19 protein-coding genes are annotated in these 16,505 nt (G+C 75.5%); 7 read left to right on the forward strand and 12 right to left on the reverse strand.

Going from position 1 to position 16,505, the window contains the following annotated elements; translation table 11 throughout:
• Nucleotides 1-95: 95 nt before the first annotated feature.
• The 9 genes from MHY85_RS05740 to MHY85_RS05780 form a co-directional block, all read right to left on the reverse strand.
• On the reverse strand, nt 96-266 hold the full coding sequence (locus tag MHY85_RS05740) for a DUF1059 domain-containing protein (protein WP_239194051.1): 171 nt from the start codon (nt 264-266) through the stop codon (nt 96-98).
• Between the two features lie 61 nt (nt 267-327).
• The gene (locus tag MHY85_RS05745; RefSeq protein WP_308191319.1) at nt 328-1,563 is read right to left on the reverse strand and encodes an EAL domain-containing protein; all 1,236 of its coding nucleotides are present in this window, start codon (nt 1,561-1,563) and stop codon (nt 328-330) included.
• A 41-nt stretch (nt 1,564-1,604) separates the two neighbouring features.
• Nucleotides 1,605-1,967 carry a VOC family protein gene (locus tag MHY85_RS05750; protein WP_239194055.1) on the reverse strand — a complete coding sequence of 121 codons (363 nt, stop codon included), beginning with the start codon at nt 1,965-1,967 and terminating at the stop codon, nt 1,605-1,607.
• Nucleotides 1,964-2,161, reverse strand: a complete 198-nt coding sequence (locus tag MHY85_RS05755) for a hypothetical protein (RefSeq protein WP_239194057.1) — start codon at nt 2,159-2,161, stop codon at nt 1,964-1,966. Before MHY85_RS05755 ends, MHY85_RS05750 begins: the two co-directional genes overlap by 4 nt.
• Nucleotides 2,162-2,259: 98 nt before the next feature.
• Nucleotides 2,260-3,558, reverse strand: a complete 1,299-nt coding sequence (locus tag MHY85_RS05760) for an RNA polymerase sigma factor (RefSeq protein WP_239194059.1) — start codon at nt 3,556-3,558, stop codon at nt 2,260-2,262.
• The gene (locus MHY85_RS05765) at nt 3,531-3,953 is read right to left on the reverse strand and encodes a YciI family protein (protein WP_154728682.1); all 423 of its coding nucleotides are present in this window, start codon (nt 3,951-3,953) and stop codon (nt 3,531-3,533) included. Before MHY85_RS05765 ends, MHY85_RS05760 begins: the two co-directional genes overlap by 28 nt.
• A 103-nt stretch (nt 3,954-4,056) precedes the next feature.
• Nucleotides 4,057-4,701: a dienelactone hydrolase family protein gene (locus tag MHY85_RS05770; RefSeq protein WP_308191323.1), complete on the reverse strand. Its 645-nt coding sequence runs from the start codon at nt 4,699-4,701 to the stop codon at nt 4,057-4,059.
• Entirely contained in the window at nt 4,698-5,423 is a 726-nt protein-coding gene (locus MHY85_RS05775; protein ID WP_239194063.1) for a bifunctional 2-polyprenyl-6-hydroxyphenol methylase/3-demethylubiquinol 3-O-methyltransferase UbiG, read from the reverse strand. The genes MHY85_RS05770 and MHY85_RS05775 overlap by 4 nt, the downstream gene beginning before the upstream one ends.
• Nucleotides 5,424-5,519: 96 nt before the next feature.
• A complete protein-coding gene (locus MHY85_RS05780) occupies nt 5,520-5,855 on the reverse strand; it encodes a cupin (RefSeq protein WP_239194065.1) in 336 nt (111 codons plus the stop codon).
• Between the two features lie 110 nt (nt 5,856-5,965).
• Between MHY85_RS05780 and MHY85_RS05785 the strand changes: the two genes are divergently transcribed.
• The gene (locus MHY85_RS05785; RefSeq protein WP_239194067.1) at nt 5,966-6,727 is read left to right on the forward strand and encodes a class I SAM-dependent methyltransferase; all 762 of its coding nucleotides are present in this window, start codon (nt 5,966-5,968) and stop codon (nt 6,725-6,727) included.
• On the opposite strand, the gene MHY85_RS05790 is transcribed toward MHY85_RS05785, so the two are convergent.
• Entirely contained in the window at nt 6,711-7,844 is a 1,134-nt protein-coding gene (locus tag MHY85_RS05790) for an AI-2E family transporter (protein WP_239194069.1), read from the reverse strand. The genes MHY85_RS05785 and MHY85_RS05790 overlap by 17 nt on opposite strands.
• A 284-nt stretch (nt 7,845-8,128) precedes the next feature.
• On the opposite strand from MHY85_RS05790, the gene MHY85_RS05795 reads away from it, so the two are divergent.
• Nucleotides 8,129-9,133, forward strand: coding sequence for a LacI family DNA-binding transcriptional regulator (locus MHY85_RS05795; RefSeq protein ID WP_239194071.1), 1,005 nt, complete (start codon nt 8,129-8,131; stop codon nt 9,131-9,133).
• Nucleotides 9,134-9,167: 34 nt separating this feature from the next.
• Nucleotides 9,168-10,430, forward strand: coding sequence for an endo-1,4-beta-xylanase (locus tag MHY85_RS05800; RefSeq protein ID WP_239194073.1), 1,263 nt, complete (start codon nt 9,168-9,170; stop codon nt 10,428-10,430).
• An 85-nt stretch (nt 10,431-10,515) separates the two neighbouring features.
• Here MHY85_RS05800 and MHY85_RS05805 read toward each other — a convergent pair whose 3' ends face one another.
• Nucleotides 10,516-11,202, reverse strand: coding sequence for an MBL fold metallo-hydrolase (locus MHY85_RS05805; protein ID WP_239194075.1), 687 nt, complete (start codon nt 11,200-11,202; stop codon nt 10,516-10,518).
• Between the two features lie 95 nt (nt 11,203-11,297).
• On the opposite strand from MHY85_RS05805, the gene MHY85_RS05810 reads away from it, so the two are divergent.
• The gene (locus MHY85_RS05810) at nt 11,298-12,068 is read left to right on the forward strand and encodes a ParA family protein (RefSeq protein ID WP_239194077.1); all 771 of its coding nucleotides are present in this window, start codon (nt 11,298-11,300) and stop codon (nt 12,066-12,068) included.
• Nucleotides 12,069-12,071: 3 nt separating this feature from the next.
• On the opposite strand, the gene MHY85_RS05815 is transcribed toward MHY85_RS05810, so the two are convergent.
• Complete coding sequence (locus MHY85_RS05815) at nt 12,072-13,160, reverse strand: LacI family DNA-binding transcriptional regulator (protein WP_239194079.1); 1,089 nt, start codon at nt 13,158-13,160, stop codon at nt 12,072-12,074.
• 186 nt (nt 13,161-13,346) lie between these two features.
• On the opposite strand from MHY85_RS05815, the gene MHY85_RS05820 reads away from it, so the two are divergent.
• From MHY85_RS05820 to MHY85_RS05830, 3 genes are read left to right on the forward strand one after another with little or no spacing between them, the layout of a single operon-like run.
• The gene (locus MHY85_RS05820) at nt 13,347-14,639 is read left to right on the forward strand and encodes an extracellular solute-binding protein (protein WP_239194081.1); all 1,293 of its coding nucleotides are present in this window, start codon (nt 13,347-13,349) and stop codon (nt 14,637-14,639) included.
• On the forward strand, nt 14,636-15,586 hold the full coding sequence (locus MHY85_RS05825; RefSeq protein ID WP_239194092.1) for a carbohydrate ABC transporter permease: 951 nt from the start codon (nt 14,636-14,638) through the stop codon (nt 15,584-15,586). The genes MHY85_RS05820 and MHY85_RS05825 overlap by 4 nt, the downstream gene beginning before the upstream one ends.
• 2 nt (nt 15,587-15,588) lie before the next feature.
• Entirely contained in the window at nt 15,589-16,488 is a 900-nt protein-coding gene (locus tag MHY85_RS05830; RefSeq protein WP_239194094.1) for a carbohydrate ABC transporter permease, read from the forward strand.
• The last annotated feature ends 17 nt before the right edge of the window (nt 16,489-16,505 follow it).

Genomic DNA, 16,505 nt, shown 5'->3' on the forward strand with positions numbered 1-16,505 from the left:
CGTGCGGAGAACCGCGCGGTGGGGGCGCGCCCCGCGCGGGCCGCCCCGGGGAACCGGGGGGCCCGGCCCGTGCTGGTGGGGGGGTGGGGGGGTGCTCAGGCGACGACCATCGCCCCCCGCACCCGCTCGACCAGCTCGGCCGGGACCTCCGTGAGCCCGTGGTCGGCCTGCGCGTGCCGCGCCACCTCGGCGAGGATCTCGTCCTCGGTGCCGGTGAACGCGCGGGCGCAGCCCGGGACGACGTCGCCGCAGCGGAAGGCCTTCATGGTGGTGTCCTCTTCCTGGGTTCTGGGGACCCCGGCGGGGCCCCTCGTCCACCGGCGCCGGTCAGGCGCCGGGTGAGTCGCAGACCGCGAGCACGAGCGCGTCGAGCGGCACGGTCCCGACGACCGCGCCGTTGACGTCGGTGCAGACCAGCGGGTGCCAGCGCCGCGGCTCGGGCCGGAGCATGGCGCGGCGCGCGGCCTCCGCGAGGGACGCGCTCGGCGCGACCGTCATCGCCGGCGCCCACCGGCCGACGCCGTCCCGGACCTCCGCGACCCGGCCGTCGTCCCGCAGCAGCACCTCGGCCCCGTCGCGGTCCCGCCCGGCGCGGGCCGGTCGCACGACGCTCGCGACGTTCCCCGTGAGCGACGCGCGCGACGCCGTGGCGCGGATGTGCGCGGCCTCCTCGGGCGGCAGCGCGGGCAGCATCTGCAGCTGCGGGCGGCCCAGCGCCCAGCCCTGCGCGAGCGGGACGCGGAGCGCGATCAGGGCGTCGAGCTCGGCGCGCGTCTCGACGCCCTCGGCGAGGATCCAGCCGTCCATCCGTCCGACCAGGTCGCCGAACACCTCGACGAGGGCCCGCTTCACCGGGTCCGCGTCGATGCCGGTGATCAGCGCGCGGTCGAGCTTCACGACGTCCGGGCGGAGCGCGAGCAGCAGCTCCAGGCCCGCGTACCCGGTGCCCGCGTCGTCCATGGCGACGAGCGCGCCGGCGCCCCGCACCCGGTCGAGCGTCGCCAGCACGCGGCCGTCCTCGTCCAGCCGGGTGTGCTCCGTCAGCTCCAGGACGAGGCGGGACAGGTCGGTGTGCCGCAGGAGCGCGCCGGCGACGGCGTCGTCCGCGAGCAGGTGCGGGTCGACGTTGACGGTGAGGAACGTGTTCGGCGGCAGGTCGGCGCGCGCGGCGACGGCCTTCTCCAGCACGCGCGCCTGGAGCGCCGGGTTCGCGCCCCAGCGGTGCGCGGCCGCGAACCAGACGTCGGGCGTGGCGCGCCACGGCCCGTCGAACCGAGACAGCAGCTCGTACCCGGCGACGAGGCCCGTGGTGAGCTCGACCACGGGCTGGGCGTGCAGGACGTGCGCGGCGGGATCCGCGAGGACGTGCCGGAGGGCGTCCCGCCAGCGCGGGTCGTCGACCGGTGGGGCCGTCGGCTCGGCGTCGATGACGGCCCTCCTTCCGGGCAGCGGGGGGGTCGGCGGCGGCCGGCCCGGGGTGCCGACGGTACGTGCCGCGGACGGGCCGCGGGGTGCCCCGGTGCACGTGGGCAGGGGTTTCACCCGGTGCGCGGCGTGGTTCACCCGGGCCGCGCGGACGAGCCGCGTGGCGCCCGTGCTCGGTCTCAGGCCGGCTGCCAGAGCTCCACGCGGTTGCCCTCGGGGTCCGTCACCCAGCCGAACCGCCCGACGCCCGCCATGTCCTGCGTCTCCGCGGCGACGTCGGCGCCGCGCTCCCGCAGCTGCGCGAGCATCGCGTCGAGGTCGCGGACCCGGAAGTTCAGCATCGTGGCCTGCTCCGGCGACCCGAAGTAGTCGGTGTCCGGCTCGAACGCGGCGAACACGGTCGGGCCGGCCTCCTGCTGCCACAGGCCGTGCTCGTCGTCCTGGACCCCGAGCAGCTCTCGGTACCAGCGCGTGAGCGCCTCCGGGTCGCGCGCCCGCAGGAAGTAGCCCCCGATGCCGAGCACGCGCTCCACTCCGCTCACCGCCCGGCCAGGACGAGGACGACGACCGCGGCGAGCAGCAGGAACGGGGCGGCCTCGGCCAGCAGCGCCCGTGTCGGCCGGGGCGCGCGGGCGGGCGCGTCGCGCACGCTGGCGCCGAACGGCGCGCCGTTCGTGGCGGGCCGCTCGCCGAGCGGCCGGCGGTCGGTCGGGTCGGGCCGGTCGTCGTCGGGCATCGCTCCCCCGTCCGGGTCGGTCGTCTGCCCCCGAGCGTGCCAGCGGGGCGGTGGCGCTGTACAGAGCGTTCGCCCGTCCACGCCGCGGGGCCGGCCGGTCAGCCCGCCTCCGGCGCGAGGGCGGCGATCTTCCGCTGCAGCACCCGCCGCTCCGCCGGGTTGGGGCACAGCGCGGCGGCGCGCGCGAGGTCGTCGCGCGCCTCGGCGTCGCGGCCGAGCCGGCGCAGCAGCTCGCCCCGCACCGACGGCAGCAGGTGCGACCCGGCGAGCACCCGCTCGGAGACGAGCCCGTCCACCACGGCGAGGCCGGCGGCGGGGCCGCGCGCCATCGCCACGGCGACGGCGCGGTTGAGGTCGACGACCGGCGACGGTGCGAGCCGGCCGAGCGCCTCGTACAGCACGAGCACCCGCTCCCAGTCGGTGGCGTCGACGGACGCCGCGACCGCGTGGCACTCGGCGATGGCGGCCTGGAGCCCGTACGCGCCGAGGCCGCGCCCCACCCGCCCCGCGGCCGCGAGCGCCGCGCGACCCCGGCGGATGGCGTCCCGGTCCCAGCGGCGGCGGTCCTGGTCCTCGAGCAGGACCGCCGACCCGTCCGCGGCGACCCGGGCCGGGAACCGCGCGGCGGTGAGCTCGAGCAGCGCGAGGAGCCCGAGCACCTCGGGCTCGTCCGGCGCCACGTGCGCCAGCACGCGGGCGAGCCGCACCGCCTCGCGCGCCAGGTCCGGGCGCAGCCAGTCCTCCCCGGAGGTCGCGGTCGACCCCTCGGTGAACACCAGGTACACGACCGCCAGCACCGAGCCCAGGCGCTCGCGGCGCTCGGCACCCTCGGGGACGGCGAACGGGACCCGGGCGGCGGTCAGGGTCTTCTTGGCCCGGGTGATCCGCGCCTGCACGGTGGCCGTGGGGACCAGGAACGCACGGGCGATCTCGTCGCTCGTCAGCCCGCCGACGACCCTCAGCGTCAGCGCGACCTGCGCCTCCCGCGAGAGCACCGGGTGGCACGCGACGAACATGAGCGCGAGCACGTCGTCGCCGATGGCGTCGGGGTCCCGGAGCAGGTCCGCGTCGGGCGACGCCCCGGGCCCGTCCGCGGCGCGGGCCAGGGCCGCGTACCGGTCGTCGAGGGCGCTCCGCCGCCGGAACGCGTCGACGGCGCGCCGGCGGGCGGTCGTGACCAGCCACCCCGCGGGGTTCGCCGGCACGCCCGTGCGCGGCCACGCGACGAGCGCCTCGGCGAGCGCCTCCTGAGCGGCGTCCTCCGCGAGGGCGAGGTCGCCGGTGGACCGCGCCAGGGTCGCGACGATCCGGGCGGCGTCCGCGCGCCAGACCGCCTCGACCGCGGCGCGGCCCTCCCCCGGCGTCGGCGTCAGAGCTGGCCCGTCGCCTCGCGCCACGCCCGCTCCCGCTGGATCCACGGGTTGTCCTGGGGGAACTCGTCGATGCTCGCGACCCGCCGCACCTCGACCTTCACCCCGGGGCCCTCGAGCGGCGCGCGCCGGGCCCACTCCACCGCCTCCGGCCGGGACGCGACGTCGAGGATCCAGTAGCCGCCGAACAGCTCCTTCGCCTCGCTGTAGGGGCCGTCGGTGACGACCGGCGGGGTCTGCGCGTAGTCGACGACGACGCTCTCGGCCGGGTCGTCGGACAGGCCCTCCATCGCGACGAGCACCCCGGCGGCGATGAGCTCCTCGTTGAACCGGCTCATCTTCTCGATCATGTCCTCGTCCTCGACGCCGGTGGCGCCCGGCGCCCACTCGTCGGTGCTCCGCATGATCAGCATGTACTTCACGGCACTGCCCCTCCCTGGTCGCGGGTCCCTCGTCCGGACCCTCTCACCCGGGTGTCGAACGGGGAACCCGCGGATCGACACGGGCGGCGGGGCGAGCGGTGCGTCACCCGCGCGCGTGCTCCGCCACGAACCGCGCCACGTCCGCCGTCTCCCGGTCGTCCATCGTGTGCCCGAGCCCCGGGTACCGCCGGGTCGTCGCGGCCGCGTGCCGCGCGGCCCACGACGCCAGGCGGGCCGCCCAGGCGTCGGGGACGACGTCGTCGCGGTCGCCGTGGCAGCACAGCACCGGGGGGCGCGCCCGGGTCACGGCGAGGTCGCGCCGGTCCCGTGCGACGGCGAGGAACGCCGACAGGGTGACCGCGTACCGGTACCGGTCGGGGGCGGCGCGCAGCAGCTGCACCGCGACGGCGCCGCCCTGCGAGAAGCCGACGAGCCCCGCCGACGACCAGCCCGGCTGCGCGTCCAGCCAGCGGGCCACCCCGGCGGCCGACTCCTCGAACCCGGTGGGATCCGCCCTGCTGACGTCCGCCCAGGCCCACCGGTCGCGCACGGGGAGCCGCCCGGCGAGGGCCACCCCCACCGCGCCGGTCGGCAGGGCGGCGAAGAACCGCGCCATGTCCTCGGGGACGCCCCCGGCGCCGTGCAGCAGCACGACCAGGTGCCGATCGCGCCCGTCCGCGGCCGACGACGCGTCGGACCACAGTGCGCCGGCGTCGACCGCCCGCGGCTCGCCGCCGCCCGTCGTCAGTCCCCCCGTCGGGCGAGCACCACGTGCTCGAGCCCGGGACGGTCCGGCGCGTCCCGCACGTCGACCACCGTCAGCCCCGCCGCGGCCAGCGACGCCCGCACCTCGGCCAGCGTCCGGAACCGCAGCGTCGACGCCGACGGCACCTCGGTGCCGTCCGGGAACCGGAACACCGACCGGAACGACACCAGCGGCAGGGTGACGGCGGTGACCGCGAACTCCTCCACGACCCGCCCGGTGCCGGGCACGTCGCGCTCGCTCCCGGCTTCGCCCTCGGCCCAGGCCTCCCACGCGCGGGCCTCCGGGCGGCGCGTCTCGAGCACCAGGTGGCCGCCCGGCGCGAGCGCGGCGCGGATGCCGCGGAGCGTGGCGGACCAGTCGGCGTCCTCCAGGAACACCTGCGCGACGTTGCCCGTCATGGTGACGAGGTCGACCGCCAGGGGCGGCAGCGTCGTGGCGTCGCCGTGCAGCCAGGTGACGCGGTCGGCACCGGGCTTGGCGCGCGCGACGTCGAGCGAGGCGGCCGCCGGGTCCACGCCCGTGACCGCCAGCCCGTCGCCCGCCAGCAGCAGGGCGAGCGTGCCGGTGCCGCAGCCGACGTCGAGCACCCGGCGCGCGCCGACCTCCCGGGCGACCGCGCGGTAGAGCTCGAGGTCCGCGCGGTCGTCGTCGAACACGTCGTAGAGCGGGGCGAGCCGCGGGTCGGCGAAGATCGGGTCCGGCACGTCGGCCACGCTACGGACCCGCGGCCGGGGCGCGCGACAGGTTTCCCCCGCCGGTACCCGGCGGTCCGGCCCGCCGGGTACCGGTGGTGGTCCCGGTCAGCCGTGCGAGGGCTGGCCGGTCCCGGTCACCGTGGTCAGCAGGATCGCCGCGTCGCTGAGCGCCTCCACGCCGTGCCGGTCGTGCGTCAGCGTGGCCAGGAAGCCCGCCGGCAGCGTGTCGACGCGGCCGGCGCTGGAGACGGCGACCGTGCCGCGCAGCACGAGGATGCTGCCCGCCGGGGGGGAGTTGTGCTCGGCGAGCGCCGTGCCCGTGCGCAGCGCGATGACGGTCTGCCGCAGCGGCCCGTCGTGCACGACGATCTGCGCGCTGCGACCGTGCGGGTCCTGGTGGGCGAGGTCGATCTGCTCCTGCGCGAGCTGGTGCACGTCCATGCGGGGTTCCTCCCGGCGTCGTCGGCGGTTGCGCGTCCTACTCAACACGGCCCGGCGCCCGGCCGCTATCACCTGGCCGGCACGTCGCCCGCGGTGGCACCCTCGTGGCCGTGACGGACGAGGACATCTGGACCGAGCGGGTCGCCGCGCGCTACGACGCCGACAGCGCCGCGATGTTCGCCCCCGGGGTGCTCGGCCCGGCCGTCGGCTTCCTGGCGGCCAGGGCGCAGGGCGGCCGGGCGCTGGAGCTGGCCGTCGGCACGGGGCGGGTCGCCCTGGCGCTGGCGGACCGCGGCGTGCCGGTCGCGGGGATCGAGCGGTCGGTCCCGATGGCGGCCAGGCTGGCCGCGAAGCCGGGCGCGGACCGGGTGCCCGTGACGATCGGCGACATGGCGACGGCGACCGCCCCGGGCCGGTTCCGCCTCGTGTACCTGGTGTTCAACGGCATCACGAACCTGCTGACGCAGGAGGCGCAGGTGGCGTGCTTCGTGAACGCCGCCCGGCACCTCGAGCCCGGCGGGGCGTTCGTGTGCGAGGTGTTCGTCCCGCAGCTGCGCCGGCTGCCCCCGGGCGAGGTGGCGCTGCCGTTCGACGTGAGCGACGCGCACCTCGGCTTCGACCGGTACGACGTGGTGGAGCAGCGCCTGGTGTCGCACCACTACACCGTCGAGCCGGACGGCTCCGTGACCACCGGTCGCTCGCCGCACCGGTACGTGTGGCCCGCGGAGCTCGACCTGATGGCGCGGATCGCCGGGATGCGGCTCACCGAGCGCTGGGCGGACTTCGCGGAGGCGCCGTTCACCGCGGAGAGCACCGCGCACGTCTCGGTGTGGCGGACCGCGGGCCGAGACCGGGTCAGCGCCCCTCGGTGACCTCGCGGCGCTTCTGCTGGGCGGGGCGGGCCGGCTCGTGCGGCCCGTTCCACACCTGGATCGCGCCCCAGATCGACGCCGCGATCGGCACGGCCAGCACGGCGCCGGTGATCCCCGCGAGCACGGTGCCCACGGTCAGGGCGACCAGGATGACCAGGGGGTGCAGGGCCAGCGACCGCGCCATGACGACGGGCTGCAGGAAGTTGCCCTCGAGCTGGTTCACCAGGACGACGATGCCGACCACCACCAGCGCCTCGACCGGTCCGAGCGCCACGAGGGTGACCAGGGCCGCCAGGACGCCCGCCAGCGTCGCCCCGACCAGCGGGATGAACGCCAGCAGGAACACGAGCACGGACAGCGGGACCGCGAGCGGGACGCCCATGATCACCAGGCCGACGCCGATGCCGATCGCGTCGACGGCCGCGACGATCGCGGTGCCGCGGACGTAGCCGCCCATCGTCGTGACCACGCGGTGCCCGACCCGCTGCCCGCGCTCGTAGTGCTGGCCCTCGAACGGCCGGAGCAGGAACTCCCAGATGGCCGGGCCGTCCTTGAGGAAGAAGAACAGCACGACGACCATCAGCACGAACCCGGTGAGGAAGTTCGCGGTGGCGGACACGCCGGCGATCGCCCCGGCGCCGAAGCTGCTCGACGTGAGGAAGTCGGTCACGGCGGCCCGGGCGTCGGCGATCTGGTCGTCGCTGATCTGGAACGGCAGCCCGGACAGCGAGTCCTGCAGCTCCCCGACGCCGGCGACCGCCTGGTCCACCAGGTCGTCCCACTGGTGGATGACCGAGTACACGACCGCGGTGATCACCCCGCCGAGCACGCCGACGATCAGCACGAGCGCGATCCAGGTCGCCGCGATCGACGGCAGCCGGTGCCGGCGCAGCCAGGACACGAGCGGGTGGATGGCCGACGCGAGCACGAGCGCGATCAGCACGGGCACCACCACCAGGGTCAGCCGGGTGATCGCGAGCACCGCGACGGTCAGCAGCGCGAGCAGCGCCAGGGTCTGCACCGAGCGCGTGCCGACGCGGCCGAAGCCGTCCGCCCACAGCGCGCCGGCGCCCGGGCCGCGGGAGGCGTCGTCCCGCGCGACCTGCGCCGCGCGCACCGCGTCCCCGCCGGTCGGAGCGGTCGCCCTCCGTCGTCCGAACCACATGTGCCCGCCCCACCCCTTCCCGGTGTCCGTCTGCCGGGGACGGTACGGGGCGGTGTGCCGCCCCGCGAGCGGGCGCGCCGCCCGGGCCGAGGACGAGGTCCGGGTCCACCGCTCGGCTCGCGACGGACCCCGCGGGGCACCTGACGCCGGACCTCGCCCGGCGGCGCTGAGGCGCGCGCCCTGCCGCGGGCCGCCTCCGGCCTGGCGGCGCCCCGCGCGCGGCTACGATCCCCGGCATGGGGCAGCGAGTGACCATCACCGACGTGGCGCGGGACGCGGGCGTCTCCGTCGCGACGGTGTCGAAGGTCATCAACGGCCGGTACGGGGTGGCGCAGGCGACCTCGAGCCGGGTCATGGAGGTCATCGACCGGCTCGGGTACGAGTCGAGCCTCGTCGCGCGCAGCCTGCGCTCGCACCGCACCCACGTGCTCGGCATCCTCGTCGCGGAGTTCGAGCCGTTCTCCGCGGAGATCCTCAAGGGCGCGGCGGCGGCGCTCGCGGACTCCGGCTCCGGCTACGAGCTGCTCGCCTACACCGGCGGCCTGCACGGCCGCGGCGCGGGCTGGGAGCGGCGGTACCTGTCCCGGCTGAGCGGCACGCTCATCGACGGCGCGGTGCTGGTGACGCCGACCGTGGTCGACGCCGACGCCGACATCCCGGTGGTCGCGATCGACCCGCACACCGGTCCGACCGGGCTCCCCACGGTCGACTCCGACAACCTCGCCGGGGCCGTGCTCGGCACGGAGCACCTGCTCGGCCTCGGGCACCGGCGGATCGCGTTCGTCGGCGGCCGCCCCGACCTGGAGTCGTCGCGGCTGCGCGAGCAGGGCTTCCGCCGGGCGATGGCCGCCGCGGGGGTCCGGGTCGACGAGGTGCTGGTCCGCGAGGGCGACTACCGCAAGGAGCAGACCCGGGAGCCGGTGCGCGGCCTGCTGACCCTGCCGGACCGGCCGACCGCGGTGTTCGCGGCCAACGACCTGTCGGCGATCGCGACCATCGAGGTCGCGCGGGAGCTGGGCCTGTCGGTGCCCCGCGACCTGTCGGTGATCGGCTTCGACGACATCCCGGAGTCCGCGCAGACCGAGCCGCCGCTGACGACGGTGCACCAGCCGATCCAGCGCATGGGCGCCGCGGCGATCGGCCTGCTGACGGCGCTGCTCGACGACGGCGGGGCTCCCGACCCGCACGTGCGGCTCCCGACGTCGCTGGTCCGGCGGGGCTCGACGGCCCCGCCCGCCTGATCCCCGCCACCCCCGCACGAAGGAGTGCAGCCCCGTGCCCGACGTCCGCGTCCCCCGCCCCGCCGACCTCGACCACCGCGGTGCGCGCGCCGTGGTCACGGTCCTCGACGCCGGGGGACGCCCGGTGCCGGACACGGAGGTCGAGGTCGCGCAGACCCGGCACGCGTTCGGGTTCGGCTGCACGGCGTTCGAGGCGATCCCGGTCGCGAACGGCGAGCAGCCCGGCCCCGGCGACCCGGCGGCGGACGTGCTGCCCGCCGTCCTCGACCGGTGGCTCGACGTGTTCGACACGGCGACGCTGCCGTTCTACTGGTCCCGGTTCGAGCCCGAGCGCGGGCGCCCGGACACCGACCGGCTGCTCGCCGCGGCGCGCTGGCTCGCCGGGCGCGGGGTCCGGGTCAAGGGCCACCCGCTCGCCTGGCACACGCTCGCCCCGGCCTGGCTGCGGGACGTCCCGGAGGACGAGGTCGCGGCCGCCGTCCGGGACCGGATCACCCGGGACGTGACCGCGTTCCGCGGTGTCGTGGACACCTGGGACGCGATCAACGAGGTCGTCATCATGCCGGTGTTCGACAAGGAGCCGAACGGGCTGACCCGGCTGTGCGCCCGCGACGGCCGGGTGGCGACGGCCCGGCTGGCGTTCGACGCCGCCCGCGCGGCGAACCCGGGGGCGACGCTGCTGCTCAACGACTTCGACCTGTCCGCCGACTACGAGCGGCTGATCGGGGACTGCCTGGACGCCGGGGTCGGGATCGACGCGATCGGGCTGCAGACCCACATGCACCAGGGGTACCGGGGCGAGGAGTGGACGCTCGGGGTGCTCGAGCGGTTCGCGCGGTTCGGGCTGCCGCTGCACCTCACCGAGACGACGCTGCTGTCCGGGGACCTGATGCCGCCGGAGATCGAGGACCTCAACGACTGGCAGGTGCCGTCCTGGCCGTCGACGCCGGAGGGCGAGGCGCGGCAGGCCGACGAGGTCGAGCGGCACTACCGCACCCTGTTCGGGCACCCGGCGGTGCAGGCGGCGACCTACTGGGGGCTGTGCGACGCGGGCGCGTGGCTCGGCGCCCCCGCCGGACTGCTGCGGGCGGACGGGACGCCCAAGCCGGCCTACGCGGCGCTGCGGGGGCTCGTGCGCGGGGCGTGGTGGCTCGGCCCGACGCCGGTCCGCACGGACGCCGGGGGCCGCTTCGTCCTCGACGCCTACCTCGGCGACTACCGCGTGACCGCGGGCGGTCGCGCGGCGGCGCTGACGCTGGCCCCCTCGACGCCCCGCACGGAGGCCCGCCTGGCCTGACGCCCGGCCGCCCGCCCGGCGCGGCCCGCCCCCGCGTCCCCGCGTCCCGGTCCGCCCGACGTGCAGACGGTGCGCGGCCCCGGAGTCAGGCGCCCGGGGTCCAGGTGTACGGGCTGCCCGCGGCGATGCGCACGTAAGCGCCCGCGCCGCCCATGCCGCCCACCAGCCGGTCCGCCAGGGCCCGGCCCGGGTCGGACAGGATCGCGTCGTGGATCGGCGCCGCCACCCGCGGCCGCACGGCCCGGACGTAGTCGATCGCCTCGGCGAGCTTCATCCACGGGCCGGCGACGGGCACGAGCAGCACGTCGACGTCGGTGCCGGCCGGCGGCGGGGTGAACGAGTCGCCGGGGTGCAGCAGCGCCCCGTCGACCAGGTAGCCGACGTTGTGCACGCGGGGGACGTCGGGGTGGATGACCGCGTGCCACTCCCCCACGGCGCGGACCGCGAACCCCGCCGCCTCGAACGTCTCGCCCCCGGCCACGGCGTGCACCCGGTCCGCCGGCGCCCCGGCCTCCGTGAGCAGTGCCGCGACGCCTGCCGGGGCCCACGCGGCGAGCCCGTCCCGCCCGCGCAGGGCGGCGGCGAGGCGGTCGACGTCGAGGTGGTCGACGTGCTCGTGCGTGACCAGGACCGCGTCGGCGTCGTCCAGGACGGCGAGGTCGCTGAACGACCCCGGGTCGAGGACGAGGCGCCGCCCGTCGCGCTCCAGGCGGACGCAGGCGTGGCCCCAGTGGGTGATCTCGGCGGTGCCGCCGGTGGTGCTCTCGGACATGGGGCCAGCATCTCCCCAGGTGGGCGCGACGTCGAGCCGTCCGCGTAGGGGGCGCGCGATTCCGCGAACCCCGGCCCGCCCGTTACCGTGTGCCCGTGCTGGTGCTGGGAGTGTGCTCGCTCAAGGGCGGCGTGGGGAAGACATCCGTGACCCTCGGGCTGGCGTCCGCCGCGCTGGAGCGCGGGCTGCGCACGCTCGTGGTCGACCTGGACCCGCAGGGCGACAGCACGCTGGCGCTGGCCACGTCGGGCGCCGCGGGGGACGTCGCCGGGGTGCTCGACCAGCCCACCGCGGAGAGCATCGCCGCCGCCACCGCGCCCAGCGCCTGGGCCGAGGCGGGCCTGGACGTGCTCGTCGGGTCGGCGGCGTCCTCGCGGCACGACGCCTACGACGGCGCGGACGCCGACGTCGACCGGCTGCGCTTCGCCCTGGCCTGGGTGCACGACTACGACCTGGTGCTGGTGGACTGCCCGCCGTCGCTGGGCGGGCTGACCCGCACCGGGCTGACGGCGTGCGACCGCGCGGTCGTCGTCACGGAGCCGGGGTTGTTCTCGGTCACCGCGGTGGGCCGGGCGATGCGGACGATCGACGACCTGCGCCGCGGGCCGGCCGGGCAGCTGCAGCCGCTGGGCGTGGTGGTGAACCGGGTCAAGGCGCGGTCGGTCGAGCAGGCGTTCCGGCTGGACGAGCTCCGCGGCCTGTACGGGCCGCTGGTGCTGACCCCGTTCGTCCCCGAGCGCGCGGCGCTGCAGCAGGCGCAGGGCGCGGCGCAGCCGGTGCACGCGTGGCCGGGCCAGGGTGCGCGCGAGGTGGCCGGGGCGTTCGACGACCTGCTCGACCGGGCCCTGCGCGCCCCGCGCACCTGACGGTCAGCCGGCCGGCGGCTCCGCGGCGACGCAGCCGCAGCTCGCGCGCGGGATGAGCCGGGTCGGCAGCGTCCGGAACTGCGACGCCGCCGCCGGGTCCGCGACCCGGTCCTGCAGCAGCCGCACGGCGGTCCGGCCCATGTGCTCGAACGGCTGCCGGACCGTGGTCAGCGCCGGGGTCGACATCCGGCCCGCGAGGATGCCGTCGAACCCGGTCACCCGCACCTGCCCCGGCACGTCGACGCCGTGCCCCGCGAGGACGTCCAGGACCACGAGCGCGGCCTGGTCGCTCTGGCAGACCAGCGCCCCGGGCAGCCGGTCCGCCGCGGCCAGGTCGGTCAGGGCGGCGAGCCACTCCGTCGACGCGAGGCCCTCGTGCCCCGGCCCCGGCCGCGGCGCGTCCGGCAGCAGCGCCGCGACCGCGTCCCGGAACCCGGCGAGCCGCTCGGCGAAGTCGTACATCGAGCCCTCGCCCACGAACGCCAGGTCCCGCACCCCGTGCACGCCCACCAGGTGCCCGACGAGCCCGGTCATCGCCGCCCGGTTGTCCACCGCGACGTGGCTGAACGACGCGTCCGACCCGGGGGTGCTGAACGCGACGAGCGGCACGGACTGCGCGATGGCGTGCACCGCGTCGAGGCTGTGCGTGCCCGGGAAGATCGCGAGCCCGTCGACCCGCCCGGCGATGTCGTACATCGCCGCCCCGCTCGGCGCCCCGGAGGCGAGCAGCAGGGCGCGCCCGTTCTCCCGGCACTCCAGCGCGAACCCGCGCTCGACCTCGTCGACGTAGAGCGGGAACACGCGGGGGTCGCCCTCCGGGACCGCCGCCGCCTCGAGCGGGACGGGCGCGGACCCGCCGTCGGCGTCCGCGAGCATCATGTCGAACGAGTACAGCCCGAACGCCCCGGTGTCCCCGCGGGCCAGGCCGCGGGCGCTGGCGGACGGCACGTAGCCCAGCTCGTGCGCGGCGTCCATGACCGCCCGGCGGGTGGCGGCGGCGACGCGGGCGGGCTGCCGGAACGCGAACGACACGGTCGTGATCGACACCCCGGCGCGCTCGGCGACGTCGTAGACGGTGGGGCGGCGTGCCACGCGGAACTCCTCGACATCGAGTGGCGGCCGACGCTCGGCCACGCCCCGGGACCGGGTTGACAGCGGCAGTCTACACGCTTAGATTCCCCATCTTGTAAAGCGCATTACACGCTTTCCGACCCGTGCTGGGGCAGGTCGGCCCGCGCACCGTGGCGCGGGCGCAGACCCCCGTTCAAGGAGGAACACATGACCCGTCGTACCGTCCGGCGTGCCCTCGTCGCCGCCACCGTCACCACCCTGGCGCTCGCGCCGCTCACGGCCTGCGGCCGGTCCGACGACACCGGCGGGGGCGGCGGCGCCGCCGAGGCCGGCACCGTCGCCGACGAGGCCACCGGCGAGATCGAGATCTGGGCCGCGGCCGGCAACGGCGACGCGCTGCGGACCCTCGGCGAGCAGTTCACCGAGGACAACCCCGAGGCGTCCATCAAGGTCACCGAGGTCCCGTGGGGCGAGATCATCACGATGAACCAGACCGCCGTCGCCTCCGGCACCGGCCCGGACATCGTGATGACCGGCGCGGACCAGACCGCCTCGGTGATCGCCATGGGCGGGCTCGCGCCCGTGCCCGACGGCGTGTTCACCGAGGACGACTTCTACCCCGCCGCGGTCGCCTCGGTGACCGGCGAGGACGGCCTGTACTCGGTGCCGTGGTACGTCGAGACCCGGTTCCTGTTCTACCGCGCCGACCTGGCCGCCGAGCTCGGGTACGACGCCCCGACCACCTGGGCCGAGCTCGAGGAGCTCAGCGGCGCGCTCGCCTCGCGCCCCGGGGGCGAGTACGGCCTGAGCCTGCCGCGTCCGATCGAGAACCCCGCGCAGGTCATCGTGCCGTTCCTGTCGCAGGCCGGCGGCTCGGTCACCGACGGCGACGCCTGGACCTTCGACACCCCGGAGTTCGTCGAGGCGCTCGACTTCTACAAGGGCTTCTTCGACCGCGGCGAGGCGCCGCTGTCCGAGACCGAGGCCACCTTCGAGAACGGCGGCTCCCCGCTGCTGATCTCGGGACCGTGGATGGTCGGCACGTACCAGGACCTGATCGACACCGGCGCGGCGCCCGAGGGCTTCACCGAGGACTCCATCGGGTACGTCCCGCTGCCGTCCGGCCCCGCCAACAACGACTCCTACATCGGCGGCGGCAACCTCGGCGTGTTCGCGTCCTCGGACAACCAGGACTCCTCCTGGGCCTTCCTGCAGTGGCTGCTCGAGGACGAGCAGCAGAAGACGCTGTTCGACCTCGCGGGCTCGTTCCCGTCGCGCGTCGAGTCGGCCGAGTACGCGCCGATCGACGACAGCCCGGTGATGTCGGTGCTCAAGGAGCAGATGCCGAACACCGTCGAGACCCCGAGCTACCCGTCGTGGTCGCAGATCGCCGAGCAGATCGGCATCTACGCCGAGCGGGTTGCCCACGGCGAGATCACGTCCGAGGACGCGGCGAAGGCGATCCAGGACCAGGCCGACCAGATCGGCTTCGGCTGGTGACCAGCACCACCACGCAGCGGCGCACGCCGCCCGCGACGTCGCGGCGGCCGGGGAAGTCCGTGTCCCTGGCCGCCCGGCGGCGCCGGACCGCCCTGATCGCCTGGCTGTTCGCGGCGCCGTTCGTGCTGTCGTTCGGCGTGTTCGGGCTCGTCCCGCTGGTGAGCTCGTTCGGGATGGCTTTCACCGACCTCCGGGTCAACGACATCCGCACCCCGTTCGCCGTCGACTTCGTCGGACTGTCGAACTTCGCGGAGGTGCTGTCCGACACGACGTTCCTGCGGGCCCTGCGCAACACGCTGGGCTTCGTGGTGGTCGGCGTGCCGCTCTCGCTGTTCTCGGCGCTGGTCCTCGCGGTCATGCTGAACGCGCTCGGCCGCCGGGCGGCGACGTTCTTCCGGGTCGGCTACTACACCCCGGTGGTGACGACCATCGTCGCCGTGGCGGTGGTGTGGCGGATCATGTACCAGCCGAACGGCCTGATCAACTCGCTGCTCGCGGACATCGGCATCGACGGGCCCAACTGGCTCGGCGACACCCGCACCGCGCTGCCCGCGCTGACCCTCATGGCGGTGTGGCGCAGCATCGGGTCGAGCATGGTCATCTTCCTCGCCGGCCTGCAGGCCATCCCCTCCGACGTCAAGGAGGCGGCGATGATGGACGGCGCGTCGACCGTCCAGCGGTTCTTCCGCATCACCATCCCGATGATGATGCCGACGATCCTGCTCAACGCGATCCTCACGACCACGGGCTTCATGCAGTTCTTCGACGAGCCGTTCGTCATGACCAACGGCGGTCCGCTGCAGTCGACGACGTCCATCGCGCTCTACGTGTTCAACCAGTTCCAGTGGGGCAACTACTCCGTGGGCGCGGCCGGCGCGTACGTGCTGTTCGCGATCATCAGCATCTTCGCCATCATCCAGTTCCGGTTCTTCCGGCAGAGGACATGACCATGAGCACCTCGACCCCCCTCGCGCCGGCGACGACCGCCGTGCCGATCGCGCCGGTCGTCCGGCGCCGCCGCCGGCGGCTCACGCCCGGCCGGATCGCCCTGTTCGCCGTCCTGACGGTCGGCCTCGCCGGGACGCTGCTGCCGTTCGTCTGGATGATCCTCGGCGCGTTCAAGACCAACGCCGAGATCATGCGCCGGCCCATCACCTGGTGGCCGCAGGCGCCGACGCTCGACAACTTCCGCGCGTGGTTCTTCGAGTTCGACATGACGCGGTACTTCCTCAACTCCGTGTTCCTGGCCGTCGTGTCGGTGGCCACCACGCTGCTGTTCTGCTCGATGGTGGGCTGGGCCCTGGCCAAGCTGGAGTTCCCGGGCAAGAAGGTGCTGATCACCGTCGTCCTCGGGACCATGTTCGTGCCGGGCATCGTGACGCTGATCCCGCAGTTCGTGCTGGTCGCCAACCTCAACATGGTCGGCACCTACTGGGGCATGATCCTGCCCGGCATGGTGGGCGCGTTCGGCGTCTTCCTCATGCGGCAGTTCATGCTCGAGATCCCCGACTCGCTGCTCGACGCGGCCCGCATCGACGGCGCCGGCGAGTTCCGGATCTTCGCCCGGATCGTCATGCCGCTGTGCCGCGCGCCGCTCGCGACGCTCGCGATCTTCACGTTCATGGGCTCGTGGAACGGCTTCCTGTGGCCGCTCATCGTGTCCCAGCGGGACTCGCTGTACACCCTGCCCGTGGCGCTGGCGCTGTACACCAGCCCGACCGGCGACAAGGGCGCCGAGTTCGGCCTCCAGATGGCCGGCTCGGTCCTCATCATCGTGCCCGTCCTCGCGGTGTTCATCGCCATGCAGAAGCACTTCGTGCAGGGCATCGCCATGACCGGCATCAAGTAGGAGCACCGTGGACTACC

Origin of the sequence: Cellulomonas sp. ACRRI (genome assembly GCF_022346185.1) — a bacterium.
Classification (GTDB): domain Bacteria; phylum Actinomycetota; class Actinomycetes; order Actinomycetales; family Cellulomonadaceae; genus Cellulomonas.